The 24,516-nt window shown below is 69.3% G+C and carries 27 protein-coding genes; 16 read left to right on the top strand and 11 right to left on the bottom strand.

All coding sequences use genetic code 11. The annotated features are described in order from the left end of the window. The first annotated feature begins 3 nt into the window (after positions 1-3). Genes NX02_RS24040 through NX02_RS24030 form a run of 3 tightly spaced genes read left to right on the top strand, consistent with a single transcriptional unit; the run spans position 4 to position 4,125 of the window. Positions 4-2,694, top strand: coding sequence for a TonB-dependent receptor domain-containing protein (locus NX02_RS24040; RefSeq protein WP_025294711.1), 2,691 nt, complete (start codon positions 4-6; stop codon positions 2,692-2,694). A 1-nt stretch (position 2,695) separates the two neighbouring features. Then, positions 2,696-3,412, top strand: a complete 717-nt coding sequence (locus NX02_RS24035; protein ID WP_245648691.1) for a hypothetical protein — start codon at positions 2,696-2,698, stop codon at positions 3,410-3,412. Continuing rightward, a complete protein-coding gene (locus tag NX02_RS24030) occupies positions 3,412-4,125 on the top strand; it encodes a PepSY domain-containing protein (protein WP_039996810.1) in 714 nt (237 codons plus the stop codon). Before NX02_RS24035 ends, NX02_RS24030 begins: the two co-directional genes overlap by 1 nt. Before the next feature lie 49 nt (positions 4,126-4,174). On the opposite strand, the gene hutC is transcribed toward NX02_RS24030, so the two are convergent. Both hutC and NX02_RS24020 read right to left on the bottom strand, forming a co-directional pair. Beyond that, positions 4,175-4,897 (bottom strand): histidine utilization transcriptional repressor HutC, encoded by a 723-nt coding sequence (gene hutC / locus NX02_RS24025; protein WP_025294708.1) that lies wholly within the window; start codon positions 4,895-4,897, stop codon positions 4,175-4,177. Positions 4,898-4,958: 61 nt separating this feature from the next. Continuing rightward, positions 4,959-5,345: a copper resistance protein CopC gene (locus NX02_RS24020; protein WP_025294707.1), complete on the bottom strand. Its 387-nt coding sequence runs from the start codon at positions 5,343-5,345 to the stop codon at positions 4,959-4,961. Positions 5,346-5,465: 120 nt separating this feature from the next. Between NX02_RS24020 and NX02_RS24015 the strand changes: the two genes are divergently transcribed. The 5 genes from NX02_RS24015 to NX02_RS23995 are packed head-to-tail and all read left to right on the top strand — an operon-like array spanning position 5,466 to position 9,735. After that, positions 5,466-5,741 carry a hypothetical protein gene (locus tag NX02_RS24015; protein WP_025294706.1) on the top strand — a complete coding sequence of 92 codons (276 nt, stop codon included), beginning with the start codon at positions 5,466-5,468 and terminating at the stop codon, positions 5,739-5,741. Beyond that, entirely contained in the window at positions 5,738-6,175 is a 438-nt protein-coding gene (locus NX02_RS24010) for a periplasmic heavy metal sensor (RefSeq protein WP_025294705.1), read from the top strand. The genes NX02_RS24015 and NX02_RS24010 overlap by 4 nt, the downstream gene beginning before the upstream one ends. After that, on the top strand, positions 6,172-6,762 hold the full coding sequence (locus NX02_RS24005; protein WP_025294704.1) for an RNA polymerase sigma factor: 591 nt from the start codon (positions 6,172-6,174) through the stop codon (positions 6,760-6,762). Before NX02_RS24010 ends, NX02_RS24005 begins: the two co-directional genes overlap by 4 nt. Positions 6,763-6,811: 49 nt before the next feature. Next, complete coding sequence (locus NX02_RS24000; protein ID WP_025294703.1) at positions 6,812-8,638, top strand: copper resistance system multicopper oxidase; 1,827 nt, start codon at positions 6,812-6,814, stop codon at positions 8,636-8,638. Next, entirely contained in the window at positions 8,635-9,735 is a 1,101-nt protein-coding gene (locus NX02_RS23995; RefSeq protein ID WP_025294702.1) for a copper resistance protein B, read from the top strand. The genes NX02_RS24000 and NX02_RS23995 overlap by 4 nt, the downstream gene beginning before the upstream one ends. On the opposite strand, the gene NX02_RS23990 is transcribed toward NX02_RS23995, so the two are convergent. Beyond that, positions 9,732-10,688, bottom strand: coding sequence for a hypothetical protein (locus NX02_RS23990; protein WP_025294701.1), 957 nt, complete (start codon positions 10,686-10,688; stop codon positions 9,732-9,734). The two genes, NX02_RS23995 and NX02_RS23990, sit on opposite strands and share 4 nt — an antisense overlap. Before the next feature lie 209 nt (positions 10,689-10,897). On the opposite strand from NX02_RS23990, the gene NX02_RS23985 reads away from it, so the two are divergent. The 4 genes from NX02_RS23985 (at position 10,898) to NX02_RS32815 (ending at position 14,066) form a co-directional block, all read left to right on the top strand. Next, on the top strand, positions 10,898-11,110 hold the full coding sequence (locus tag NX02_RS23985) for a hypothetical protein (RefSeq protein ID WP_025294700.1): 213 nt from the start codon (positions 10,898-10,900) through the stop codon (positions 11,108-11,110). Between the two features lie 22 nt (positions 11,111-11,132). Beyond that, positions 11,133-11,852, top strand: coding sequence for a response regulator (locus NX02_RS23980; RefSeq protein ID WP_245648690.1), 720 nt, complete (start codon positions 11,133-11,135; stop codon positions 11,850-11,852). After that, positions 11,849-13,240 (top strand): ATP-binding protein, encoded by a 1,392-nt coding sequence (locus NX02_RS23975; RefSeq protein ID WP_025294698.1) that lies wholly within the window; start codon positions 11,849-11,851, stop codon positions 13,238-13,240. Before NX02_RS23980 ends, NX02_RS23975 begins: the two co-directional genes overlap by 4 nt. 64 nt (positions 13,241-13,304) lie before the next feature. Beyond that, positions 13,305-14,066 (top strand): EF-hand domain-containing protein, encoded by a 762-nt coding sequence (locus NX02_RS32815; RefSeq protein WP_025294697.1) that lies wholly within the window; start codon positions 13,305-13,307, stop codon positions 14,064-14,066. Between the two features lie 69 nt (positions 14,067-14,135). Here the strand turns inward: NX02_RS32815 and NX02_RS23965 are convergent, their stop codons facing one another. After that, complete coding sequence (locus NX02_RS23965; RefSeq protein WP_025294696.1) at positions 14,136-14,675, bottom strand: hypothetical protein; 540 nt, start codon at positions 14,673-14,675, stop codon at positions 14,136-14,138. 68 nt (positions 14,676-14,743) lie between these two features. Beyond that, on the bottom strand, positions 14,744-14,962 hold the full coding sequence (locus tag NX02_RS23960; RefSeq protein ID WP_025294695.1) for a hypothetical protein: 219 nt from the start codon (positions 14,960-14,962) through the stop codon (positions 14,744-14,746). A 304-nt stretch (positions 14,963-15,266) separates the two neighbouring features. Between NX02_RS23960 and NX02_RS23955 the strand changes: the two genes are divergently transcribed. Next, on the top strand, positions 15,267-15,452 hold the full coding sequence (locus NX02_RS23955; protein WP_025294694.1) for a hypothetical protein: 186 nt from the start codon (positions 15,267-15,269) through the stop codon (positions 15,450-15,452). Here NX02_RS23955 and NX02_RS23950 read toward each other — a convergent pair whose 3' ends face one another. Beyond that, entirely contained in the window at positions 15,453-16,637 is a 1,185-nt protein-coding gene (locus tag NX02_RS23950) for an MFS transporter (protein ID WP_025294693.1), read from the bottom strand. It abuts the gene before it with no gap. Between the two features lie 362 nt (positions 16,638-16,999). Here NX02_RS23950 and NX02_RS23945 point away from each other — a divergent pair, with 362 nt between their 5' ends. Both NX02_RS23945 and NX02_RS23940 read left to right on the top strand, forming a co-directional pair. Further along, positions 17,000-17,854, top strand: a complete 855-nt coding sequence (locus NX02_RS23945) for a VOC family protein (RefSeq protein WP_025294692.1) — start codon at positions 17,000-17,002, stop codon at positions 17,852-17,854. Then, positions 17,851-18,276 (top strand): putative quinol monooxygenase, encoded by a 426-nt coding sequence (locus NX02_RS23940; RefSeq protein WP_025294691.1) that lies wholly within the window; start codon positions 17,851-17,853, stop codon positions 18,274-18,276. Before NX02_RS23945 ends, NX02_RS23940 begins: the two co-directional genes overlap by 4 nt. 13 nt (positions 18,277-18,289) lie before the next feature. Here the strand turns inward: NX02_RS23940 and NX02_RS23935 are convergent, their stop codons facing one another. The 5 genes from NX02_RS23935 to NX02_RS23915 all read right to left on the bottom strand — a co-directional run bounded on the left by NX02_RS23935 (position 18,290) and on the right by NX02_RS23915 (position 21,873). Further along, positions 18,290-18,868, bottom strand: coding sequence for a helix-turn-helix transcriptional regulator (locus NX02_RS23935; RefSeq protein WP_211258249.1), 579 nt, complete (start codon positions 18,866-18,868; stop codon positions 18,290-18,292). 58 nt (positions 18,869-18,926) lie between these two features. Continuing rightward, positions 18,927-19,559 carry a YbhB/YbcL family Raf kinase inhibitor-like protein gene (locus NX02_RS23930; RefSeq protein WP_025294689.1) on the bottom strand — a complete coding sequence of 211 codons (633 nt, stop codon included), beginning with the start codon at positions 19,557-19,559 and terminating at the stop codon, positions 18,927-18,929. 63 nt (positions 19,560-19,622) lie between these two features. Beyond that, entirely contained in the window at positions 19,623-20,279 is a 657-nt protein-coding gene (locus tag NX02_RS23925; protein ID WP_025294688.1) for a sulfite oxidase-like oxidoreductase, read from the bottom strand. Between the two features lie 44 nt (positions 20,280-20,323). Then, the gene (locus NX02_RS23920; protein WP_025294687.1) at positions 20,324-21,241 is read right to left on the bottom strand and encodes a DMT family transporter; all 918 of its coding nucleotides are present in this window, start codon (positions 21,239-21,241) and stop codon (positions 20,324-20,326) included. A 2-nt stretch (positions 21,242-21,243) separates the two neighbouring features. Beyond that, positions 21,244-21,873: a DedA family protein gene (locus NX02_RS23915; protein WP_025294686.1), complete on the bottom strand. Its 630-nt coding sequence runs from the start codon at positions 21,871-21,873 to the stop codon at positions 21,244-21,246. A 287-nt stretch (positions 21,874-22,160) separates the two neighbouring features. Here NX02_RS23915 and NX02_RS23910 point away from each other — a divergent pair, with 287 nt between their 5' ends. Beyond that, a complete protein-coding gene (locus tag NX02_RS23910) occupies positions 22,161-24,440 on the top strand; it encodes a TonB-dependent receptor (RefSeq protein WP_025294685.1) in 2,280 nt (759 codons plus the stop codon). Positions 24,441-24,516 lie beyond the last annotated feature (76 nt).

The following is a 24,516-nucleotide window of genomic DNA, read 5'->3' as shown; positions in this document are numbered from 1 at the left end:
ATCATGAAGCTCGCACGCCTTCTGCTCACCGCCACCGCGCTTGCCGGTGCCGCGCCGGCCTACGCCCAGACCAGCGCGCCTGCGCCCGCGCCTGCGCAGGCCGCCGCCGAAGCCGGCAGCGACATCCTGGTAACCGGCAGCCGCATCCGCCGGCAGGACATCGCCGGCGTCGGCCCCGCGACGGTCGTATCGGCCGAGCAGATCGAGAGCACCGGTATCGTCAATATCGAGACGTTGCTGCAGCGCCTCCCGGCCAATGCCGGCTTCGCGGGCAACCAGACCTCCGCCTATTGGACGGGCAATGGCTATGGCACCGCGCAGGTCAACCTGCGCGGCCTGGGCATCAAGCGCACCTTGGTGCTGCTCAACAACCGCCGGCTGGTCGCCGGCGGCACCGGCGCCAATTCCTCGCCCGATCTCAACATGATCCCGGTGGTGGCGCTGGCCCGGACCGACGTGCTGAAGGATGGCGCCTCGGCGGTCTATGGCGCGGATGCGATGGCGGGGGTGGTCAACCTGATCACGCGCACCGATTTTGACGGCATCGGCATCAGCGGGCGCACCGGCATCACCGAGCGCGGCGACGGCGCCGACTATGTGGTGGATCTGTTGCTCGGCAAGCGCGGCAGCCGCGGTGGCATCCTGGTCGCGGCGACCTGGCAGAAAACGCAGGCGGTCAATATGGCCTCGCGCGCGCCCTGCTCGCTCGCGGAAACCACGCCGGGCGCGCTGAGCTGCGTCAACAGCGCCGCCACCATCGGCGGTCGCGCGGTGCTGCCCAACGGCCAGCAAATCAACTTCAACCAGGTGCCCGGCGGCGACGGCGATTTCTTCGAGCCCTACAGCGCCGCGAAGCACAACTTCAATTCGAACCCCTACCTCTACGCGGTCAGCCCGATCGAGCGCATCTCGACCGCGGCGTTCGCCGATTATGAGCTGACCGACGGCATTCAGGCGTTCGGCGAGTTCCTCTACACCCATCGCAAGACCAACCAGATCGCCACGCCCGGCACCTTGCGCAACCTCGCGATCGCGGCGAGCAATCCGATCAACCCGACGGGTCAGAACATCGTGCTGGTCCAGCGCCGCCTCGCCGAACCGGGACCGCGCGAATTCTACCAGCGCACCGACACCTGGCAGGGCACGGCAGGGCTGCGCGGCACGCTGGCCAATGACTGGGCGTGGGAAGTGGCGGGGGCCTATGGCCGCAACACCGGCGTCGACGGCTCGACCAACGTCGCCAACCTGCAGAACGTCGCCAACTCGCTCGATCCCACGAAGTGCGGCACCGGCGCCATTCCCTGCGCCGACTATCTCGGCTTCGGCGATCTGACGCCACAGGCGCTGGACTATATCCTGTTCACCTCGCGCGACACCGGCGGCAATTCGCTGCTGTCACTGACCGCGGACCTCAACGGCGATCTGTTCCGGCTGCCCGCGGGTGCGGTCTCCTTCGCCGGGGGCGTCACCTATCGCGAGGAAAAGGGTTGGCGGAATCCCGATCCGCTGACGGTAGCCGGCATCGCCAACACCAACCAGCAATCGCCGATCTCGGGCAAGGTGAAAACCAAGGAAGCCTATCTCGAAGTCTCGGTGCCGGTGCTGGCGGATCTGCCGCTGATCCGCGCGCTCACCGTCGACGGCGCGGTGCGCTACTCGGATTACAACCTGTTCGGCAGCGACTGGAACTACAAGTTCAGCGCGGACTGGATGGTGGTGGAAGGGCTCCGCATGCGCGGCACCTACGGCACCGGCTTCCGCGTGCCCAACGTGCCCGAATTGTTCGGCGGCGTTTCCGAGGGTAACCTCACGACCACCGACCCGTGCAGCCGCTACGGCACCAGCACCAACCCGACACTGGTCGCCAATTGCCGCGCCTCGGGCGTGCCCGCCAACTATACCCAGCTCGGCACGACCATCCTGACGACGGTGGGCGGCAACCAGAACCTGCGGCCGGAAACCTCCAAGAGCTGGACGATCGGCACCGTCATCCAGCCGCGCGGGATCGTGCCGGGGCTGTCGCTGACCGCCGACTGGTTCGACATCGACATTTCGGGCGCGATCCGGGCCATTCCGGGCTCGACCAAGCTGTCGGTCTGCTATGCCAGCGCCAACCTGTCGCACCCGTTCTGCGGCGATTTCACCCGCAGCCCGCTGACCGGCGAAGTGACCTATCTCTCCGCCCAGCCGATCAACACCGGACGGGAACGGATGAACGGCCTCGACCTCGGGCTGGTCTATGGCCACACGCTGGGCCGGCTGCAGCTCCAGGTCGATCTCAACGCCACCTGGCTGAACGACTATGTCGTCGATCCCTTCCCCGGTGGCGCGCCGATCGTCTTCGACGGACGCATCGGCGGCGGCAATGGCGGCTATCCGAAGTGGCGCGGCTATGGCGTCGTGACCGCGGGACAGGATGGCGTGGCCGTCACCTGGTCCACCCAGTGGATCGGCAAGGCGCAGGATTTCAACGCCGCGCCCGCCGCGATCGGCTATCGCACGCCCAACATCTTCTATCACAACGCGCAGATCGCATTCGAGGTGACCGAAAAGACGCGCTTCCAGCTTGGCGTCGACAATCTGTTCGATAGGAAGGCGCCCTACATCCCCAGCTTCACCGACGGCAACACCGATACCATGACCTATGATCTCCTGCGCCGGCGATTCTATGTCGGCTTCCGCACGGCGTTCTGAGGTGGCGCGGGCGATCCGCTGGCCGCTGGTGGTGCGTCGCATCCACAAGTGGCTGGCGCTGTTCGTCGGCGTGCAGGTCGTGCTGTGGACGATCACCGGCTTCTACATGGTGGTCATCCATATCGACACGATCCATGGCGACCATCTGGTGAAGACGGCCCCCACCGCGACCATCGCGACCGCGGGGCTCGTCCCGCCCGCGACGGTGGCGGCCGCGGTGGAGGGGGCCACCGAAGTGCAGCTGCAGCAACGCCTCGGTCGGCCGATCTGGCGCGTCCAGTCCCCCGCCGGCCTCGTCGCGTTCGACGCGGTGACGGGCCGCCGGCTCGCCGCACTGACCGGTCCCGAGGTGGAGCGGGTCGCGCGCCGCCTCTATGCGGGTGACGCGCCGGTCGTCGCCGCCACGCGCCTGACCGAACCGGTGCAGGAAATGGGCAAGCGCAAGCCGACCTATTGGCAGGTCGAGTTCGAAGGCTGGAACCGGCCGACGCTCTACATCGCGCCGGTCACGGGTGAACTGCTTGCCAAGCGCCATCTGGCGTGGCGCGTGTTCGACTTCGCCTGGATGTTGCACATCATGGATTATGAGGCGCGGACCGACGTCAACAACCCGCTGCTGCGCGTCGCGACGTGGAGCGCGTTCGCGATGGCGTTGAGCGGCGCAGGGCTGCTGATCTGGTCCTTCCCGCGCCGCAAGCAAAAGAAGGCGGTGCGCTGATGGCGATCCGGTTTTCGCCCCTGCTGTTCCGGCGCATCCACAAATGGGTGGGGCTGGTATTGGGGCTGCAGTTCGTGCTGTGGACGCTCAGCGGATCGATGATGGCGCTGCTCGATGCCGATGCGGTGGGCGGCCATGGCGGCGGTGCGATGCATGTGATGCCGGTCGCCACCGATGGTCTCGCCGATCCTGCGCGGATCACCGGCGGCCGCCCGGTGCAGGCGCTGGTGCTGCGCGACATCGCCGGCCAGCCGACCTACGAGATCAGCGACGCGGCCGGCACGCGTCTGGTGGATGCGGCCACCGGCCGGCCGGTCCGCGTCGACCGCGCGCTGGCGGAGGCGGTCGCCTCGCACGGCGTCGCGGATCCAGTGGTCGGCGCCGCCCTGCTCGACCACGCCAATCTGGAAGCGCGCGACCATGACGGGCCGATGTGGCGCATCGACTTCGGCGACGCCGCCCACTCCAGCGCCTATGTCTCCGCCACCACGGGCCGGCATCTGGTGACGCGCGGCGACACCTGGCGGACGTGGGACTTCTTCTGGATGCTGCACAACATGGATTATGTGAGCCGCAGCAGCTTCAACCATCCGCTGATCATCTTCGTGGCGTTCGGCGTGCTGTGGTTGTCGGGAACGGGTTTCTATTTGTTGTTCAAAAGCTTCCGAAGCGCGGATTTCCGGTGGGTGCTGCGGCGGAAGAAGATGCGATAAGAGCTTCATTTTCCTCCCCGACGCTGCGTGCCGGAGAGGAAAATTTCGTTCAAACCCCTACCTCGAACGTCGCGCTCAGCTCATACCGGTCTGCCGGATGCGTCAGCACCGCGTAGGACACCACCCGGCCGCGGCTCCACGTCCGCCGCGTCATCACCAGTACCGGTTCGTCCGGCTTCATGCCCAGCAGGGTGCGCACCGATTCCTCTGGCTTGCGCGCGGCGACGCGATGCTCGACCCGCTCCAGCGGCGCGACGCGGCTGAGATATTCGTTCGGTGTCACCGCGGTGAAATCGGCGTCGATATACCCCGGCGCGGCGGCGGCGAGCACCAGCCGCTCCTCCAACTGCAACGGAAATTCCGCCTCATGATGGACGATGAGGCTGCGGAAGATCGGTGCGCCGGCGCGCGTGGCCAGCAGGGCCGCGCTGACGCCGTCGGCGCGCAGCGCGGTGTTGCTCAGCACGCGCGGGCGATAGCTGCGGCCGCGCGAGCGGACCTCGTCGGCGATGTTGCGGATTTCGATGATGTGACCGATCGGCTTCGGATCGGCGACATAGGATCCGGAGCCTGCGCGGCGAACGAGAATGCCGGCATCGCGCAGTTCGCGCAGCGCCCGGTTGGCGGTCATGCGCGAGACGCCGAACTGCGCCACGATCTCCGATTCCGAAGCCACCCGATCACCGGCCTTGAGCTGGCCGGACTTGAGCGCATCGACGATCGAACGCTTGATTTCCAGATAGCGGGGCGGGGCGGTTCCAGCATCGGCCATGCCCGGTTGTATAGACAATCGGGTGCGGACCGCCAGCATCGGCTGACGGCCCGCCAAGACCCTATCTGATCGAGAAACTATGCTTGCCGGCGATGCGCTGCCGGTCCGCGCCGACCACCACATAATCCACGCGATAAGTGCCGGTCGGGATCGGCTTGGCGCTGGTCAGCAGCAGCGCCTTGCCATCCTTGGAAACGCTGGTGGTGACACCCGGCATCTTCATGTCGGGGTGGTTGGCCATGCCGGGCATGCCGGTCATCACCAGCGTCGCGCTCGATTGGCCGGGCGCCAGCCGCTCGCTGAAGTTCAGCGTCACCGATGCGGTGCGCGCGACCGCCGCGTTCGCTGCCGGGGTCGCCGCGACCAGCCGGGGTTGGGCGATGGCAGCGGCGGGCGCCAGCACGGAGGCCGCGAGCAGGGCGGCGGTGATCGGGGCGCGTAACGTCATTGGGGTCTCCTGCGAAAGCTGTATCGGCTATACGCATCGGATGGTGGCGCCCCTCGCCGATATTGGTGAGGGGTGGCGCGCGTGCCCGCGTATGAGATGGGATGGACGGAAAGACGGACGATGGACACGGATATCGACCAGGCGCTGGCGCGCATCGGCGCGCAGGATACGCATCCGGACCTGAACGGGCTGGAGGATCGCGTGCTGGCGCGGATCGGCGCGCGGCCGAAGCCGGCGCTGGCGCTGGGCACCACCTTGGGCGCGGCGATGTTCGCGTTGGCGCTGGGGGTGATGAGCAACACGGTGCCGACCGGCGAGGCGCGGGCGGCGACGCTGGCGCCGTTCGGCGCGCCGAGCCCGCTCGCGCCTTCCAGCCTGTTGCTCGGATCGCGATGAACGCGCGTCAGCTGGCGCTCACCGCGCTGATCGTGTTCGTCGCGGCGTTCGCCGGCGTGCTGATCGGCCGGCACTTCATCCCCGCCGCTCCTGCCGAAACCACCGAGCTGCACGATGTACTGCATGATCAGCTCGCGCTCGATCCCGAGCAGGATCGCAGGATTCACGCGCTGGAAGCGGGCTTCGCCGATCGCCGCCGCGCGCTGGAGGCGGCGATGCGTGCCGAAAATGCGCGGCTGGCACAGGCGATCGCCGCAGAGCACGAGATCGGCCCGCAGGTGTCGGCGGCGGTCGACGCCTCGCACCGCACGATGGGCGATCTGCAGAAGGAAACCCTGTCGCACATCTTCGCGATGCGCCGGCTTCTCCACCCCGACCAGACCGCGCGTTTCGACGCCGAGGTCACCAAGGCACTGACCGAAGACGCGCGGTGACCTGCGGCCTCGCCGATCGGTCGGACGGGGAACTGGCCGTGCTCGCATGCGGCGGGCAAAAGGCTGCGTTCGGCACGATCGTGGCACGGCACAAGCAGGCGCTGCACCGGCTGGTCGTCCGCCTGATCGACGATGAGGACGAGGCGGTGGATATCGTGCAGGAAGCCTTCATCGCCGCTCACGCGGCGCTGCCGCGTTTCGATCCGGCGCGGCCGATGCGCGGCTGGCTGACGCGCATCGCGGTCAACAAGGCGCGCGACTGGCGGCGGCGGCGGATCGTGCGCCGCCTGATCTCCGCGGTGCTGCCCGACGATGCGGTCGAGATACCGGACGATGTGCCGGCGATCGACAAGGCGGTGGGCGATCGCGCCGAACTGGCGCGGGTCAACGCGGCGATCGCGCGGCTGCCGGGCAATTTACGCGAGGCGCTGGTGCTGCGTGCGATCGAAGGACTCTCGCAGGCGGAAGCGGCCGAGGCGCTGGGCGTCAGCGAAAAGACCATCGAGACGCGGCTCTATCGCGCGCGGCAGCGGTTGAAGGCGGACCTCGATCGCGTGGATTTTCCGGCACGCGGAGCCAAGGGATGAACCCGGCCACTGCGTATCTGGATCGAACCCTCTCTTTCCCAGGGACATGATGACCAATCCGATCGATCGCCGCGCGCTGTTGCGCGGCACCGCCGCCCTCGGCGGCACCGCCGCGCTCGCGCCCTGGTTTCCCGCCTGGGCGCAGCCCGTCTCCGCCGGCATCGTGCGGCCGCTGCCCGTGGTCTCCGGCACCGAGATCAAGCTGCGCATCGCGCACATGATGCGCCGGATCGACGGGCGCGAGAGCCATGGCATCGCGGTGAACGGCACCATCCCGGCGCCGCTGATCCGCCTGCGCGAAGGCCAGACCGTGCGCCTGCATGTGGAGAATGCGCTCGACGAGGACAGCTCGATCCACTGGCATGGCCTGCTGCTGCCCTTCCACATGGATGGGGTGCCCGGTCTCAGCTTTCCCGGCATCAAGCCGCGCTCCAGCTTCACCTACGAATTCCCGATCGTCCAGTCGGGTACCTATTGGTATCACAGTCATTCCGGGCTGCAGGAGCAGATGGGCCATTATGGCCCGATCGTGATCGATCCCGTCGGCGAGGATCCGATCCGGTCCGATCGCGAGCATGTGATCGTGCTGTCCGATCACAGCGCGCTCCACCCGCATACCATCTTCCGCAAGCTCAAGCAGATGGGCGGCTATTTCAACTACCAGAAGCAGACGCTCTCGGGCCTGCTGGCGGGCAGGGACCAGTCGCAGACGGAGCGGGCGGCGTGGGGCGCGATGCGCATGGACCCCACCGACGTGTCCGACGTGACCGGCAGCGCCTACACCTATCTCGTCAACGGCCATGGTCCGCAGGACAATTGGACCGCATTGTTCACGCCGGGCGAACGCGTCCGGCTGCGGATGATCAACGCCTCGGCGATGACCACCTTCAACCTGCGCATCCCCGGCCTCCGCCTCACGGTCGTGCAGTCTGACGGACTCGCGGTGCGGCCGGTGACGGTGGACGAGCTGCAGATCGCGGTCGCCGAAACCTATGACATCATCGTCGAGCCTGCCGACGACCGCGCCTACACGCTGGTCGCGGAGACGGTCGACCGCTCGGGGATGGCGCGCGCCACCCTGGCCCCGCGCGCAGGAATGGCGGCGGAGGTGCCGCCGCTGCGCCGCCGCCCGCTCGCCGACATGAAGGATATGGGCATGGGCGCGATGGGCGGGATGACCCACGGCGCCGCCCCGGCGGGCGACAGCGCCTGCGCGCCCGAGCATGCCGCGATGGGGCACTGCACGCCAGCCGGCGGCGCGCCGGCGGCGGGAGGCGCCGATCATGCCGCGATGGGGCATGGCGCCGGCGGCATGGACCATTCGATGCGCGATTTCTCGAACGCGCCGGAGGTGAAGAAGACGCCGACGGTGCAGACCATCTCGCCGATGCCCGTCGATCGCACCGGCGAGCCGGGGCAGGGGCTGGAGGATGTCGGCCACAAGGTGCTGGTCTACAGCGATCTCGTCGCGGTGGATCGCAACCCGGACGTGCGCGCGCCCGATCGCGCGATGCGCATCCATCTCACCGGCAACATGGAACGCTATATGTGGGCGTTCGACGGCCAGAAACTGTCCGAGGTGAAGAAGCCGATCCCGTTCCTCGAGGATGAGCGGGTGCGGGTGACGCTGGTCAACGACACGATGATGGGCCACCCCATCCATCTCCACGGCCATTTCTTCGAACTGGTCACCGGCCATGGCGATCATGCGCCGCGCAAGCACACGGTGCAGGTCCAGCCCGGCGGCACGGTCACCTTCGACGTCACCACCGATGCGGTGGGCGACTGGGCGTTCCACTGCCACCTGCTCTATCACATGCATGCCGGGATGATGCAGGTCGTGACGGTGCGCCCGCGTGAGGGAGACGCGGCATGAAGCGCCTCCTGCTCGCCGCCGGTGCGACGATCGCCTTCGCTGCCCCGGCCCATGCCCAGAAGGCGCCTCGATCCGCACCGGTAACGGACCCTGCCTGTCCCCCGGAACATGCCGCGATGGGACATTGCACGCCGAAGCCCGCCGAGCCGCCCCCGCCGCCTCCAGCGCCGGCGATCGATCCGGCCTGCCCCCCCGAGCATGCCGAGATGGGGCATTGTACCCCCAAGCCCGCCGCCGCTCCGCCGCCGCCGAAGCCGGCGGAGACGGACCCCGCCTGTCCGCCAGAGCATGCGGCGATGGGCCACTGCACGCCGAAGCCGGCCGCGCCCGACGCGCGCGCCGGCACCACGCTTCCCGCGGGCAATGCGCCGCCGCCCGAGGCGCCCACCGTCGACTATGCGGATCGCATCTGGGGGCAGGCGGCGATGGCGCCGTCGCGCGACCTGCTGATGCGCGAGCATGGCGGCGGCAGCTTCTCGCAGATCATGCTCGACCTTGCCGAAGTTCAGGTGCGCAACGGGCGCGACGGCTATCGCTGGGAGGGCGAGGCCTGGTTCGGCGGCGACATCGACCGGCTGACGGTGAAGACCGAAGGGGAGGGCGGCTTCGGCGAAGGCGTTGACGCGGCCGAGGTCCAGATCCTCTACAGCCGTGCGATCGGCCCCTATTTCAACCTGCAGGCCGGCGTTCGCCAGGATATCCGCCCGACCCCCGCGCGGACCTATGCGACATTGGGGTTCGAGGGGCTGGCACCCTATTGGTTCGAGCTGGAAGGCGCGCTGTTCCTGTCGAACAAGGGCGATCTGCTCGGCCGGCTGGAGGGCTATTACGACCAGCGCATCACCCAGCGCCTGATCATCCAGCCGCGCGCCGAGGTGAATGTCTCGGCGCAGGACGTGCCGGAGAACGGCCTGGGGTCGGGTGTGACCGATGCCGAGCTCGGCCTGCGCCTGCGCTACGAGATCGTCCGCGAATTCGCGCCCTATGTCGGCGTGTCGTGGGAACGCAAGCTGGGGGACACTGCCCGCCGCGCCCGTGCCGCCGGGGAGGGGGTGGGCGGCTTCGCCTTCGTCGCCGGGGTCAGGGCCTGGTTCTAGCGGCGCGCGCCCTCCACCGCGAAGCGGGGGGCGAGCGAGACGGTGGCGGTGCGGCTGAGGACCCGCGGCAGGTCCGCACGGCCGCGCAGATGTGCCGACCGCCAGAACAGCCGGCCGCTGCGGTTGACGACATGGCCGCGCACCAGATGCAGCCGGGCGTCCCGCCGACCGCCGCCGATGCGCGTGGCATCCACCGCCGGCGTGCCGATCTGCAGGCTGAGCTCGACATGGTCGAGCAGCGCCGGCTTGCCCTGCCGCGCGCGGGCGGCGTTCAACCGCCCGCGGCTGACCGCCTGCGTGCGGAAATCGGGGCGCGCGGCGCGCAGGCGGCTGAAGGCGAGCAGCAGGGGCAGGTCCCGCCACACCGTGCGCAGGCACTGCGCCACCGCGACGGGCACCGGCATGCGCGCATTGGCCGGCGCCTCAAAATAGTCGAGCCAGCCCGGATCGACCCTGAACAGCGCATGCGGGGCCAGCGCCGCGAGCGGGCCGGCGGCGGGCAGCGCGAAGGTGCGGCGATTGTCGATTCGCCGGGCGAGCGGCTGGTCGAGGTCGAAGTCGATCTGGCCCTGGCCGCGATCGACGCCGTGCAGAGGATCGAGCCAGAAGCTCTCGACGGAGCCGCGCCGCCCCGAGGCGTCGATCGTCGCCAGCAGGCCGCAGGGCTGCGACCTGGGGGCCGCGACCACCGCTGCATCGGGTTCGGACCATTCGATCCACAGCCGGCCGCTGCCGATCCGCAGATGCGGGTCGACGGGGTCGAGCAGCGCCGGCCAGCGGCGGACGATCTCGCTGCAGGTGGCGCGCACATCGTCGCCCAGCACATAGCGTTCGGGGCAGTCGGCCAGCGCCTCGGCACGCGCGGCGGCGCCGGGCAGGAGATAGCGGCCGCTGCCCGGCAGGTCGACGATCACCGGCCCGGTCGCCTGGACGACGCTGTCCAGCAGCCGCATCTCAGCCTTGCTCCGGGCGGGAGGGAATAAGGGACGTTCGCATGCTTGCCTCGTTCGCCGTCACCCCCGCGCTCATGGCTGCGGCGCGGCTGTTTCCGTGGCGTGTCCGGATATGTCCGGCGCGTGGCTGGCAGAGCCGGACATCCGGCAGCAAAGAATCAGGGGCATCGGCGGCGGCAAGACAGGACTATGCTATCCTTGGAGTGCCGATGATGCTGACTTCCTTCCGGCCCTTCGCCACCAGGCGAGAGGCGGACGCGCTGCTTGCGGCGCATGGCGTGGATGCGATCGCGATCGTCCACGAAGCGATGGTGGCGGCGGTGCGCGCCGGCGATCGCCGCGCCGCGGATCGGCTCGACCGCATTCTCCAGCATGTCGAAACCGCGGTGGATACCGCCCCGGTGCGTCATGCTACAGGCTGAGACACGGATGAGGGGCCCGGTGATGAGCGAGGCGGTGAACGAAACGGCGGCCGACATCCTGATCGTCGACGACGATCCCGAGATCCGCATGCTGCTGGCGAACAGCCTCGGCAATCAGGGCTATCGCGTTCACACCGCCGCCGGCGCGCGCGAGATGGATCGCATCCTCGCGCAGACGAGCATCGATCTGGTGATGCTCGACGTGATGATGCCGGGTGAGGACGGGCTCTCGATCTGCCGCCGCATCGCGCAGGGTGATGGGCCGGCGGTGATCATGCTGAGCGCGCTGGGCGACGAGCCCGATCGTATCCTGGGGCTGGAACTGGGCGCGGGCCATTATCTCAGCAAGCCGTGCAGCCCGCGCGAGATCCTTGCCCATGTCCGCGCCGCGCTCCGCCAGCGGCGCAGCGCCGTCACGCAGGAACGGCATCGCGTGCTGGGCTTCGCGGGCTGGCGGATCGATCTCGCCAGCCATGAGCTGACCGATCCCGATGGCGTCCTGGTCGACCTGACCGACGGCGAGTTCGCGGTGTTGCGCGCCTTCGTCGAACGGCCGCGGCGCGTGCTGACCCGCGAGGCGTTGCTCGAAGCCGCGCGCGGGCCCGACAGCGAGGCCTTCGATCGCGCGATCGACGTGCAGGTCAGCCGGCTGCGGCGCAAGCTCAAGGCGCAGAGCGACGAGATCATCCGCACCGTCCGCAACGAAGGCTATCTGTTCTGCCCGCAGGTGCGCGCGGCATGACCTTGCGGCCGTGGCGTCGCGACGCGCCGTTGTTTCTGCGTATCTTCGCCTGGATGCTGGGCGGCGTCGCCGCCGTCCAGCTTCTCTCGATCCTGCTCGTTTTCCTGCTGCCGCCGCCCGAACCGCGGATCTTCACGCTCGATCAGGTGGCGGCGGTGCTGCGCAGCGGTCGCGATGCGAGCGGCGCGCTGGTGGTGTCGAACACGGCGCCGGATGCGGTGCTGCCCGAAGAGCTGGCGCCCCGCCTCGCCGAGATGCAGGCACATCTCGCGCAGCGGCTGGGCGTATCCGAGGATCGCATCGTGCTGCGGCGCAATCGGCCGCGGCTGCTGCTGATTCCGAAGGGCCCGCCGGGGCCGATGCCGATGGTGTTCAAAGGCCCGCCGGGCGGCGGCTTCGGCGGCGATGTGCTGCGCGCGCGCATGGGCGCGCTCCGCGATGCCCGCACCGAATTGTTGTTCGGCGATTTCACCGCCTCGCTGCGTCTTCCCGACGGCAGCTGGCGCTCGGCCCGCTCGGCGCGTTCGGGCAGCGTTGATTTCTGGCGCTGGCGCGCGCTGATGTGGCTCGTCGCCGCCACGCTCGCGATGGCGCCGATCGCCTGGCTCCTCTCGCGCCGGCTGGCGCGGCCGATCGCCTTGTTCGCGCGTGCCGCCGACCGGCTGGGCCGCGATCCGCGCGCGCCGCCGCTGGAGGTGGAGGGGCCGCCCGAAATCGCCGGCGCCGCTGCCGCCTTCAACCAGATGCAGGCGCGGCTCCAGCGCTATGTCGACGATCGGTCGATGCTGACCGCGGCGATCGCGCATGATCTGCGCACGCCGCTGATGCGGCTTTCGCTGCGCCTCGAATCGGCACCCGAGCCGCTGCGCGCCGCCACCGAGAACGACATCCGCGACATGGAGGCGATGATCGCCGCGGTGCTCGGCTTCATGCGTGACCTCTCGGCACCGATCAGCCGCCAGCGGCTCGACCTGCGCTCGCTGGTCGAAAGCGTGACCGACGGGTTCGCCGATCGTGGCGACGGGGTAACGTTGATCGCCGGCGACGCGCTGGTGATCGATGGCGATCGGCCGGGGCTGAAGGCGGTGGTCGGCAACCTCGTCGGCAATGCCGTGGCTTATGCCGGGGGCGCCGAGGTCGAACTGGGGGCGGAGGCGGATGAGGCCTGGGTGCTGGTCAGCGATCGCGGCCCCGGCCTGCCGCCCGACATGCTGGAGCGCGTCTTCCAGCCCTTCTTCCGCATGGAACAGTCCCGCAACCGCGAGACCGGCGGCGCCGGGCTTGGCCTCGCCAGCGCAAGGGCGGTGGCGCGCGCGCATGGCGGCGACGTCATCCTTTCCAACCGCGCCGGCGGCGGGCTGGTCGCGCGGCTGACCTTGCCGCGCTGACCGGACATTCCGGGGACACATCGCAAACCTAGCCCACGCCGATTGTCATGCGGCGAGGCTCAACATGCGCAGATCTTCCTTCATTCCGATGCTGATCCTGGCCGGCGCGCTTTCGGCCTGCGCCGGCGGGCGGCCGCCGATGCCGGGCCGGCCGCTGCAGGGCCCGCCGGGTGGCGGGTTCGGGCCGCCGCCGGACGGGGAGGGCATGCCCGGCCGCGGGCCGCTGTTCGTCAGCCCGATGGGCGAACCGTTCCGCGGTGGTGAGGCGGGCCCCGAGGCGCTCTGGTTCGCCGGCGCCGACCGCGATGGCGACGGCGGCATCGATCTGGCGGAGATGCGCGCCGATGCCGCGCGCTTCTTCGCGCTGCTCGATCGGCGCGGCGATGGTGAGATCGATCCCGACGATGTCGATCATTATGAAAGCGCGATCCTGCCGGAGATCCGCGTCGGCGGGTCCGGCGGCGGCGGCGCAGGTGGAATGGGCGGGCGCCGGGGCCGCGGTGGTCCTCCCGGAGGTGGAATGGGCGGCGGCGGCATGGGTGGCGGCATGGGCGGTGGCCCCGGCGGCCCGCCGGGCGGCATGGACGGCGCGCGCAGCGGCGGGGGTGGCCCGCGATCGGGCGGCCGGCAGGGTGCGGGCCGGTTCGCCTATCTCGACCTGCCGGAGCCGGTGACGGCGGCCGACGCCAATCTCAACCGCGGGATCAGTGCCGCGGAGTTCGCGACCGCTGCCGATCGGCGGTTCGCGCTTCTCGACATCAATCATGACGGCGTCCTGGCGCGTGACGAACTGGCGACGCAGCGACCGCGCGGCGGACGGCGCTGATTTCTCCAAAGGAAAGCGGGGGGCACGCACCGAAATGCGCACCCCCCGCTCCCGCGACCCGTTCCGGGCTTATTCGCTGGCGCCGTCCGGCATCTGCGGCGGGGGCGGCATATCGGGGCCGCCCGGGCTGCCGGGCCCGCCATCGTGCAGGCGCATGATCATGTGCGGGCGCGGCGGCGGTGCGTGGCGCACGCGCTCCAGCGCCTCGAACAACGCCTTCTGCCGGGCATCGAGCTGGCCATGGAAGCTGCGCGCGGCGGCAATGCCGGCGCGGCGGCGGCTGCCTTCGACCGCGATCTGCTTCTCCATCGAGTCGAGCCGGTCGATGAACCCCTGCTCGCCCGGGCGCACCAGCCGGTCGACGGGCGGCTTGGGCGGCATCGGCGGGCCGAAGCCGGGGCCGGCGGCCAGATAGGCCTCGAGCGCCGGCCGCTGCGCGGGCTTCAGGTCCAGCAGCAGCGCGATGTCGTCGGCGGCGCGCGCCTTCATCGCTGCGTCGCGCGCGGCATCCCGTTGCGGCGGGCGGCCCGGTGGCGGCGATTGCGGCTGCTGCGCGATGGCGATGCTGGCGGTCAGCGCCAGCCCGGCCGCCACGATCTTCTTCATCATCTCGTTCCCCTTTCGGCTTCATCCTGCGGCGGGCGATTTTCGCTCGCCTTGATCCGCCGCAGGCCTTGTCATGCGCGGGCGATATTGCCCGCAGATGTCCCGCGCGCGGCGGGCGCCGCCGCGCCCAGCATGCCGGAAAACACCCAGCGGCGGTCCTTGTGCGTGCGGAAGATGTCGCACCCGCAGTCCACGCAGGTCGATCGCAGCACGTCGCCGGCAAGGTTGCGCTCGGAAGCCGGGCGGTGCCCCCCGAGATGGCATTTGGGTGTGCGATCGCGCTGCATCATCCGGTTTCCTTCGCTGCGGACTTGGGATGAGGCGGGGGGGCGGCGGCTCTGTTGCTGCCGGATTTCAGCGACGCGCCGGAAAAGACCCGGCGGGATGATACGCACCCGCCGGGTCCGCCATATCGAGCAGGACACGGCACCGGGCAGCATAAAGGCTGCCGCACGATCGGCTGTGACCCGTGTCACATGCGGACGATCGGCGGCGGGAATGACGCGAAACGCCCATTCCGGACCAAGAAGCCGCTCCCCATCCGTCTCCGGTATCCATAAATTCATCGATGCAGCATCGCAGAAGGGACAGTGCATGCCGAAGCGTCGACCGCCCTTGTCGCTGGAAAACAGCGGGACCTACGAAGCGCGCGCGCTTGAGCAGGAGGCGCTGGCCGCGGCTACGCGGCTGCCGCACCTCAAGGATAAATATCTTCAGGCCGCACGGAGTTGGCTGGCGCTGGCCACCCGCGCGCGCGCGGTGGAGCAGCGCCGCGGCTGATCAGTCCGGCCGGTCCGCCAGCGGCGGCAGCACCGCAAGCAGCAGCACGCCCGACCCGGCGACGAGGAACGCGCCGAGCGCGAGCGGCACCAGCCCTTCGGTGATGAAGGGCGCAACCGCGGCGGTGCCGAGCGAGGTCGTCAGCAGGATCGCAACCACCGCCAGCGCCGCGCCGCGCGCATCGTCGCCCCGTGCCGCCACGATCGCGCGGTGGAACCCCGGCGGCCCGCGCAGTCCGAGGCCGACATTGACCGATAGGAAGATCGCCGCGACCGCCAGCGGCGTCGCGCCGCCGGCCAGCGCATAGGCGAGCATCGCCGCGGTTCCCGCCGCCGACAGCGCCGTCCCCGCCATGATCGTGCGCTCAGCACCGAAACGCTGCGCGATGTGGCCGGCGAGGTTGGAGACGATCGCGAAGCCGGCGACACCGCCGATCTGCATGATGATGAAATCGGTGATGCTGCCGCCGAGCGCGGTGACGAATACGGTCGGTGCGCCGAACACGAAGATCAGCAACCCGCCCAATGTGCAGGCATGGCTCAGCGCATAGCGCAGGAACACGCGGTCGACGGCCAGCCGGTGATAGCCGCCGCTGCCGCGCGCGACCGGCGGCGGCAGCGGCAAGTGCCGGCGCAACCGCCAGACGATGGCGGCGAGCAGCAGGCCGAGCAGCGCGAGCAGGTCGAACGACGCCTGCCAGCCGCCGAGCCGCAGCAGCCACAGCCCTGCCACCGGCGCCAGTGCGGGCGCCATCGCCTCGACGCTGCCGAGCAGGCCGAGCGCGCGCACCGCGCCGCCATCGTCGAACAGCCGGCGCAGCAGGCCCGGGGCGAACACCGCCGCTGCGGCACCGGTCGCCCCCTGCAGCACGCGCAGCGCGATCAGCGCCTCGATCGCATCGACCCACCGGCACAGCAGCGACACCAGCGCGAACGCCAGCAGCGATCCGGCGAGCAGCCGGCGCTGGTCGAACCGCGCGCCAAGCTCCCCGAACAGCATCAGCCCGCACGCGGTGCCCGACGTGTAGCCGGCGAGCACGAGCTGCGCGCCCGCCGCATCGCCGCCGAGCACGGCCGGCAGGCCGGGCACCGCGGGCAGCACGAGATCGGTTCCGGCGAGTCCGAGTACGGTCGCCGAAACGATCAGCAGCACGCTGCCGGCATGGCGGGGCAAGGCAATGGCCATGGCGCTGCTTAGCCGGGTGGCGGGGGCACGCAACGCATAAGCTATGCGCCGCCGGACCCCCATCTTTTACCACTTCTAACTGGCTGGAGGCGCGCCTGCGGGAGAGCATGGCGGTGACAGGGGCGGAGCGATTCTGCGCGCGAACGGCGATCGGAAGGCGGGAATCGGATTCGGCGATGACGGCACGACAGGAGGGCGGAAGCGATGCCACGTGAACGCGCACGCCGCCGCCACCGAAGGTGCCGATCCACTGCCGGTCCCGATGTCGCGCGCCGATCCTCCTATCGGTCGCCGACAGCCCCGGCCCGCGTCCGCCCCCTTCCCCGCGGGCCGGGGCACCCACAGCGGTATGGAGAGCGAGGATGAATGACCGAAAGTCTCGGAATGCCGGCGCGCTTGAGCGGCGCGATCTGCTGCGCGCCGCCGCGGGATCGGCGGTGCTGACAGGCATGGCGACGGCCGCACCCGCCGCCGCGCAGGGCGGGCCGGCTTCGGCCACCGGCGGGCTGGCGCGCGGTTCGGTCGGCGCGCGGCTGCAGGGCGTCCAGCATTTCGGGCTCACCGTGCAGAACATGGAACGCGCCTTCGAATTGTATACCGAGGTGCTCGGCGGCAACGAGGTGATGCGCGACGGCGATTTTCAGGGCGAGCGCATCCACAACACGCTGCTGACCGATCAGGAGATCCTGGCCGGCGAACGCCACGTCAATCCGCGCACGATCGGCGTGCCCGATCTGCGCGGCGGCGCGCAGCGGCTGGATGTCCGTTTCGTCCAGTTCGACAATGTCGTGATCGAGCTGCTGCAGTATCGCGATGCCGACCAGCCGCCGGGTGGCCCGAACAGCTTTGCCGAGCCGCTCGACCATATGAGCCCGGCCTTTCCGCGGATGATGCACATCTGCTTCCACATCCGCGACGATGTCGATTTCAACATCTTCATCCGCGATCTCGAGGCGGAATCGGCGCGGCGCGGCATGCCGCAGGTCCGCGCCAACCGCGTCCTCACCGTCCGCACCGAGGCGGCGCGCCGCGCGGCCCCGCTGGACGCCAATTCCAACCCGATCACGGAGGGCAAGTCGGAAGGATGGCGGCTGATCTACTGCAAGGGCTGCGAGGGCGAACAGCTCGAATTCGTCCAGGCGCTGGGCCCGGTCAAACGGACCTTCGCGGCTGCGCTCGAAGCGCGGCGCCGCATGCTCGCGGCGCTGCCGCGATGATCCGCCGGCATGGCATTCGCCTGGCGCTGGCGGCATCTCTCGCCACCGCCTGCGCAGCGCCCGCCCTCGCGCGGGACCATGGCGGCGTGCGCTACGCGGATATCCCTGCCGGCGCCTATGCGGTCGTGGCGGAGGTGCGGGCGAAACCCGGCAAGGAAGCCGCGCTGCGCGAGGCGACCTTGCCGCTGGTTGCCGCGGTCCGCGCCGAACCCAACAACCTGCTCTATGTCCTCCATGAGGATCGCGCCGCGCCGGGCCATTTCCTCTTCTACGAGGTCTTCGCGAGCGAGGCCGATTTCAGGGCGCACAACGCCACGCCGCATGTGCAGGCCTGGTTCGCGACGCTGCCGGAGCTTGCCGACGGCGGCGTGACGGTGACGCACATGGCGATCCTCGGCAACGCCGCGCCGGCACCGCGCTGAAACCGGCGCCCGATCAGGCAAGCGTCTCGACGATCCGCGCGGCGGCGCCATCGGACAGCAGGATGCGCGTCCAGCGGCACAGGCTGTGCCGCACCGGCACCAGCGTCGATCGGTTGGCGCCGGTCTGGAACTCCACCGGCGCCGGCCCCGGGCCGTCATGCCAGCCGAGATCGGCCAGCCGCGCCTCCATCGCGCGCAGCGGATCGGTCGCGAACCGCCACAAGGATCGCCCGATCAGCGTTTCGGGCGAACAGCCGAAGCCCGCCGCGCGCGACGGCGACAGCGCGAGCAGCCGGTGGGTGAGATCGCAGACCAGATGCACCGGCCGCGGGCTCTCGCTGACGAGGTGCGCCAGCACGCGATCCGCAGCGGCGTCGAGCCGCGCCGCGACCACCGCGGCGACCTTCGCATGCTCCGCCGGTTCCATCGCCTGCGTGCCCGCCTCCCACCGCGAGATCGTCGATTGCGCGACGCCGAACAACTCGGCCGCATGCGCCTGCTTCACCCGGTGCAGCGCCCGCCAGCGGCGGAGCGCGGGGCCCATGGCCATCATGCGCGGCGTTACCTCTTGCTGTACGAAGGGCGGGCTCATCTCTGAAATCTAGCGCAAAATCGCTATCGACGCGACAGAAGCGGTACCCGCCGTCCCCTCACGCCGGCGCGATGCGCGCGCCTGCGGGTTCGCTGCGGCGCAGTTCGGCATCCTCGCCGCGCGAATAGGTGCCCACCAGCATGCCCGCGGCCAATATGTTGCCGCGCATCGCCTTCACCAGCCCGCTGCGGCCGGGATTGCTGCCGATGTCGGGCGCGGTCGCCAGCGCGAAGAGCTGGAACACATAATCGTGATTGCCATGGCCGGTCGGCGGATCGGGGGGCAGCCAGCCCTCGCCGAAATAGGAATTGCGGCCGACGTCGCGGCCATCCTGCTCGCCGTCGCCATCGGGGGCGATCGCGCCTTCGGCCAGCCGGTGCTCGTCGGCGGGCAGGCCCCAGACAATGCCGTGGACGATCGGGCTGGGGGCCGGCGCGTCGGGATCCTCGACGATCAGCGCCAGGCTCATCGTGCCCTCGGGCAGCGGGCCCCACACCAGGGGCGGCGACACGCCCTCGCCATCGGCGGTGAAGCGCACCGGCAGCCGCGCCTGGTTGGCGAAGGCGGGGCTGGAAAGATCGATCACGGTGCTGCCGAGCTGCAGATCCGGATCGACGATCACCAGCTTCGCATGGCCGGCACGAATGTTGCGCAGCAATCCGCCGAGCCACCCCGGCACATGTTCAAGCATCGAGCTCCTCCTTGCTGGCGGTCAACGTGCGCGGGCGCGGTTGTGTCCGCGCCGCGTTCCGGATCAGCCGTAGCGCTCCTCGTCCCAGGGATCGCCGCGCATATGATAGCCGTTCTGTTCCCAGTATCCCGGCTTGTCGGCACCCAGCACGTCGATGCCGCGCAGCCATTTGGCGCTCTTCCAGAAATAGAGATGCGGGATCACCAGCCGCACCGGCCCGCCATGCGCGCGCTCCAGCGGCCTGCCCTGCCAGCTGTGCACCAGCATCGCTTGGCGGTCGGCGAAATCGGCAAGCGGCACGTTGGTGGTATAGCCGTCATAGCCGTGCAGCATCAGGAAGGCGGCCTCGTCGCGGGGTTCGACCAGATCGAGCAGGTCGCGGGTCAGCACCCCCGTCCAGTCATTGTCGTAGCGCGACCATGTCGTGACGCAGTGGATGTCGGAGCGCAGCATGGTCTGCGGCAGCGCCATCAGCGCCGCCCAGTCGAGCGTCACCGGCCGTGCCACCAGCCCGCCCACCTTCAGCCGCCACCGCTCGGCGGCGATGTCCGGCTGCGCGCCGAGGTCGAGCACCGGCCAGTCGCGCACGAGATGCTGGCCGGGCGGCAGGCGGTCGGTCTCCGGGCGGGCGCGGTGGCCGGTCAGGAATTTGCCGTCCTCCGCCCAGCGCCGTTTGGAGCGGGTGAGCTTGCTGTCCTCGGGCAGGTCGTCATCGGCCATGGGCGGTCCTTCGCGAGACGCCAGTCTATCCCAGCGGCCGGCGCTCAGCCAGCCCCGCGTCGCTGGCCGAGGATGGCGGTGACGAGGATGCCCGACAGGATCAGCGCCATGCCGGCGAGATGATAGCCATGCAGGTCCTCGCCAAGCAACGGGGCGGCGAGCAGGGCGCCGAACAGCGGCATCAAGGTGATCGCCTGCCCCGGCCGCGCCGGCCCCAGCGCATCGACCGCGGCGTTGTAGAGGAAGAAGGCGACCACCGAGGGGAGCACGGCCACATAGGCGAAGGCGGCGACGACGCCCGGCCGCCAGTCGATCGCAACGATGCGCGGCCATTCGGTGAGCGCCAGCGGCAGCATCGCCACCGCGCCGATCGTGAAGGTGGTGGCGAGCAGGCTCAGCGGATGGATCGCCGGTCGCAGCTGCAGCGCGATCGTGTAGATCGCCCAGGCCACCACTGCGGCGAGCACCAGCAGGTCGCCGGTCGCGAAGCGGAAGCTGCCGATCGCGTGCAGGTCGCCGCGCAACACGATGGTGGCGACGCCGATCATCGAGATCGCCACCCCGGCCACCGCGGCGGCGGCCGGGCGCGCGCCGAACGCCACCCGGTCGAACAGCAGCACGAAAGCGGGGATCGCCGCCTGGATGAGCAGGCCGTTGGTGGCGGTGGTGTGGTGCAGCGCGGTATAGAGCAGCGCATTGAACGCGATCACGCCGGTCGCCGCCAGCAGCAGGATCGGCCGCCACGCGGCGACGATCGCACGCCGCTCCGCGACCAGGTGGCGCGCGGCGAAGGGCAGCAGCACCAGCACCGCGCCGGTCCAGCGCACGAAGGTCAGGGTGAAGGGCGGAATGTCGTTGCGCACCGCGCGGCCGACGATCGAATTGCCCGCCCACAGCAGCATCACGATGCCCAGCATCGCATAGGCGGCGGCCGCGCCCCCGCGCCAGCCGCCCGAACGCATCGTCAACGGCCGACGCGCGTCTTCAGCCGATGCCAGATATACCAGGCGCCGGCCGCGACGAACACCGCGGCGAACACCAGGTGGAAGTCATGGAAGAACTGGTGCATCCGCGGATCGCTGTGCCACTTGTCGCCCAGCACCATGCCCACCCAGGCAAGGCCGAAGCACCACGGCCACGATCCGACGAAGGTATAGATGTGGAAGGGCACCAGCGGCATCCGGGCGATGCCCGCGGGGAAGGCGATGAACGAACGGACGATCGGCAGCATGCGCGCGATCAGCACCGCCGGGCCGCCCATCTTCGCGAAGAAGCGCTCCGCCCACTCCAGATCCTTGACGTCGAGCAGCAGGTAGCGGCCCCAGCGCTCGATCGCGACGCGGCCACCGCGCTTGCCGATCTCATAGGCGGGGATCGAACCGAGGTTGCAGCCGATCGCGCCGGCGGTCGCCACCAGGAACAGGTTCAGCTCGCCGGTGGAAACCATATAGCCGCCGAACGGCATGATGATCTCGGACGGCAGCGGAATGCACGCCGATTCGATCGCCATCAGCAGCATGATGCCCCAATAGCCGCTGAACCGGATGATCGCGATGATGAACGCCGCCACTGCGGCCAGGATTGTTTCGATGATGGTCATTGCACATCCGGCACGCAGGTCTGAACCGATGGCCCCCCAACAGGCCGGCGACTGTCGTGGTCGCTAGCAGGGGAGCGGCACGCTCCGCAATCCGGATGTTGCGATGCGGCAAACCGTTCGTCGCTGTCATCAAACTGACCTTGGGCGGGCCTAACCGCCCGCCCAGTCACAAGACGCAGACGCACAACCATCGGCAGCGGCGATCTTTTCCCGATCGCGCCGCCGGTCGGTCGCGCCTGCCCGTCTTGCGTTTGTAACATAGTGTTTCGGGGGGTATATCCATGTCCAAGTTCGCGTTGCTCAAATGCGCCATCCTCGCCAGCGCCGCCTTTCCCGCGACCGCGTTGCTCGCGCAGGAGGCCCCGGAGGCGGAAGACACCGGCGGGCTGACCGACATCGTCGTCACCGCCGAGCGTCGCTCGGAAAATCTGCAGAAGGTGCCGGTGTCGGTCGGCGTCGCCAGCGGCGACGATCTGCGCACCTTCCAGTCGGGCGGAGACGATACGCTGCTCGCGCTGTCGGGCCGCATCCCCAGCCTCTATGCCGAAACCACCACCGGCCGCATCTTCCCGCGCTTCTACATCCGCGGTCTGGGCAATATCGACTTCTACCTCGGCGCCTCGCAGCCGGTCTCGATCATCCAGGACGATGTCGTCCTCGAGCATGTCGTGCTCAAGTCGAACCCGGTCTATGACGTCGCGCAGGTCGAGGTGCTGCGCGGGCCGCAGGGCTCGCTGTTCGGCCGCAACACCACCGCCGGCATCATCAAGTTCGATACGATCCGCCCGAGCCAGCAGCTTCAGGGCCGCGCCTCCGCATCGTTCGGCAGCTTCAACACCGCCACGCTCGACGCCGGCATCGGCGGCGCGATCGTGCCGGACAAGCTGGCCTTCCGCATCTCGACGCTGATCCAGCACCGCGACGACTATATCGACAATGTCTTCGCAGGGACGAGCGCCGACGGCACCGTCACGCCGAAGAAGAATGCGATGGGCGGGTTCGACGATCGCAACGTCCGCGCGCAGCTGCTGTTCACCCCCACCGAAAGCGTCTCGATCCTCGGGTCGGCGCATGCCCGCTGGTATGACGGCACCTCGACCCTGTTCCTGCGCAACGCGCTCCGCAAGGGCTCGAACGACGTCTCCGATGTTTCGCGCACGCGCGTGTCCTATGACGAGGCGGACAACAACCCGCAGGGCTATGACACCTACGGCGGCTCGATCAACGCGACCTATGAATTCGGTTCGGTCGCGCTGACCTCGATCACCGCCTACGAGACCACCTCGGGCTACAGCCGCGGCGATACCGATGGCGGCGCCGCGGCCGATTTCGGCGGCATCGGCTTCGGCCAGTCGCAGGGGCAGATCCGCGATCTCGACCAGATCACCCAGGAAGTCCGCCTCGCCAGCACAGGCGACGGCGACTTCAAGTGGCAGGTCGGCGGCATGTATTTCGACAGCCGCGACACCACCGATTTCTACCAGCGCGCGTTCTTCCTGACGACGGCGGCGCGCAACCCCAACAACTGGGTGCGGCTGCGCAACGTCAACACCTCATGGGCGCTGTTCGGGCAGGCGAGCTACCGCGTCGCGCCGAACGTCACCATCACCGCCGGTGCGCGCGAGACCGAGGATACGAAGAAGACCCGGCTGCTGAAGACCGCGGACACCGCCGCAGGCGTCGTCACCTATCGCGGCCGCACCGATGTCCGCCTGTCCGACACCAAGCTGAGCTGGGACATCAGCGCGCTCTATGAAGCGAGCCCGGACGTCAGCCTCTACGCCCGCGTCGCGCGCGGTTTCCGTGGGCCCACCATCCAGGGCCGCTCGGCGGTGTTCAACGCCGATTTCACCACCGCGGATTCGGAAACCATCCTGTCGTGGGAAGCCGGCATCAAGACCAGCCTGTTCGACAACACGCTGCGCCTCAACGCCACCGCCTTCACCTGGCGGGTCGACGACATCCAGCTCAACGGCAATGATTCGAACGGCAACGGCGTGCTGTTCAACGCCGACAAGGCCGATGCCTATGGTTTCGAGGCGGATGCCGAATGGCGTCCGGTGCCCAACCTCTCGCTGACCGCGGGTCTCAGCCTGCTGCACACCGAGATCAAGGATGATGAGGTCTATGCGCAGGTCTGCGCGCTGAGCGGCGTGATCGTCTGCACGGTCGAGGATCCGACGATCAAGGTCGGCGCCAACACCTTCGCGCAGATCGACGGCAACCCGCTGCCCAACGCGCCGAAATACAACCTCAACGTCGCCGCGCGCTACGACCTGCCGGTGGGCGACGATGGCAAGGTCTTCATCGCGACCGACTGGAACGTGCAGGGCTATACCAACTTCGTGCTCTACGAGACGCCGGAATTCACCTCGAAGGGCAATTTCGAAGGCGGCCTGAAGCTCGGCTATGTCGGCGGGGACGGCGCCTATGAGGTCGCGCTGTTCGCGCGCAACATCACCAACGAGAAGAACCTCAAGGGCGTGATCGAGAATTATATGGCCGCGGTGCTCAACGAACCGCGCATCATCGGCGTCTCGCTTACGGGCAAGCTGCGATAACGTTCGAGCCCCTCCTCTTCAGAGGAGGGGCTATACCCCTTGATATCCAAGCCAATCGAAGGATAAGCGAAGGCAA

It is taken from the genome of Sphingomonas sanxanigenens DSM 19645 = NX02 (assembly GCF_000512205.2).
GTDB lineage: Bacteria > Pseudomonadota > Alphaproteobacteria > Sphingomonadales > Sphingomonadaceae > Sphingomonas_D > Sphingomonas_D sanxanigenens.
Note: the sequence above shows the minus strand (reverse complement) of the source record. Positions and strands in the feature narration are given on the sequence as shown.

Bases quoted from the DNA above. Each gene is read 5' to 3' on its own strand.
- NX02_RS23985 (WP_025294700.1), top strand. From the start codon at position 10,898: ATGATGCTGACTTCCTTCCGGCCCTTCGCCACCAGGCGAGAGGCGGAC.
- hutC (WP_025294708.1), bottom strand. From the start codon at position 4,897: ATGGCCGATGCTGGAACCGCCCCGCCCCGCTATCTGGAAATCAAGCGT.
- NX02_RS23965 (WP_025294696.1), bottom strand. From the start codon at position 14,675: ATGATGAAGAAGATCGTGGCGGCCGGGCTGGCGCTGACCGCCAGCATC.
- NX02_RS23975 (WP_025294698.1), top strand. From the start codon at position 11,849: ATGACCTTGCGGCCGTGGCGTCGCGACGCGCCGTTGTTTCTGCGTATC.
- NX02_RS23945 (WP_025294692.1), top strand. From the start codon at position 17,000: ATGAATGACCGAAAGTCTCGGAATGCCGGCGCGCTTGAGCGGCGCGAT.
- NX02_RS23990 (WP_025294701.1), bottom strand. From the start codon at position 10,688: ATGCGGCTGCTGGACAGCGTCGTCCAGGCGACCGGGCCGGTGATCGTC.
- NX02_RS24000 (WP_025294703.1), top strand. From the start codon at position 6,812: ATGACCAATCCGATCGATCGCCGCGCGCTGTTGCGCGGCACCGCCGCC.
- NX02_RS32815 (WP_025294697.1), top strand. From the start codon at position 13,305: ATGCGCAGATCTTCCTTCATTCCGATGCTGATCCTGGCCGGCGCGCTT.
- NX02_RS23920 (WP_025294687.1), bottom strand. From the start codon at position 21,241: ATGCGTTCGGGCGGCTGGCGCGGGGGCGCGGCCGCCGCCTATGCGATG.
- NX02_RS23950 (WP_025294693.1), bottom strand. From the start codon at position 16,637: ATGGCCATTGCCTTGCCCCGCCATGCCGGCAGCGTGCTGCTGATCGTT.
- NX02_RS23955 (WP_025294694.1), top strand. From the start codon at position 15,267: ATGCCGAAGCGTCGACCGCCCTTGTCGCTGGAAAACAGCGGGACCTAC.
- NX02_RS24015 (WP_025294706.1), top strand. From the start codon at position 5,466: ATGGACACGGATATCGACCAGGCGCTGGCGCGCATCGGCGCGCAGGAT.
- NX02_RS24030 (WP_039996810.1), top strand. From the start codon at position 3,412: ATGGCGATCCGGTTTTCGCCCCTGCTGTTCCGGCGCATCCACAAATGG.
- NX02_RS23940 (WP_025294691.1), top strand. From the start codon at position 17,851: ATGATCCGCCGGCATGGCATTCGCCTGGCGCTGGCGGCATCTCTCGCC.
- NX02_RS24010 (WP_025294705.1), top strand. From the start codon at position 5,738: ATGAACGCGCGTCAGCTGGCGCTCACCGCGCTGATCGTGTTCGTCGCG.
- NX02_RS24040 (WP_025294711.1), top strand. From the start codon at position 4: ATGAAGCTCGCACGCCTTCTGCTCACCGCCACCGCGCTTGCCGGTGCC.
- NX02_RS23980 (WP_245648690.1), top strand. From the start codon at position 11,133: ATGAGCGAGGCGGTGAACGAAACGGCGGCCGACATCCTGATCGTCGAC.
- NX02_RS23960 (WP_025294695.1), bottom strand. From the start codon at position 14,962: ATGATGCAGCGCGATCGCACACCCAAATGCCATCTCGGGGGGCACCGC.
- NX02_RS23925 (WP_025294688.1), bottom strand. From the start codon at position 20,279: ATGGCCGATGACGACCTGCCCGAGGACAGCAAGCTCACCCGCTCCAAA.
- NX02_RS23910 (WP_025294685.1), top strand. From the start codon at position 22,161: ATGTCCAAGTTCGCGTTGCTCAAATGCGCCATCCTCGCCAGCGCCGCC.
- NX02_RS24020 (WP_025294707.1), bottom strand. From the start codon at position 5,345: ATGACGTTACGCGCCCCGATCACCGCCGCCCTGCTCGCGGCCTCCGTG.
- NX02_RS23995 (WP_025294702.1), top strand. From the start codon at position 8,635: ATGAAGCGCCTCCTGCTCGCCGCCGGTGCGACGATCGCCTTCGCTGCC.
- NX02_RS23935 (WP_211258249.1), bottom strand. From the start codon at position 18,868: ATGAGCCCGCCCTTCGTACAGCAAGAGGTAACGCCGCGCATGATGGCC.
- NX02_RS23930 (WP_025294689.1), bottom strand. From the start codon at position 19,559: ATGCTTGAACATGTGCCGGGGTGGCTCGGCGGATTGCTGCGCAACATT.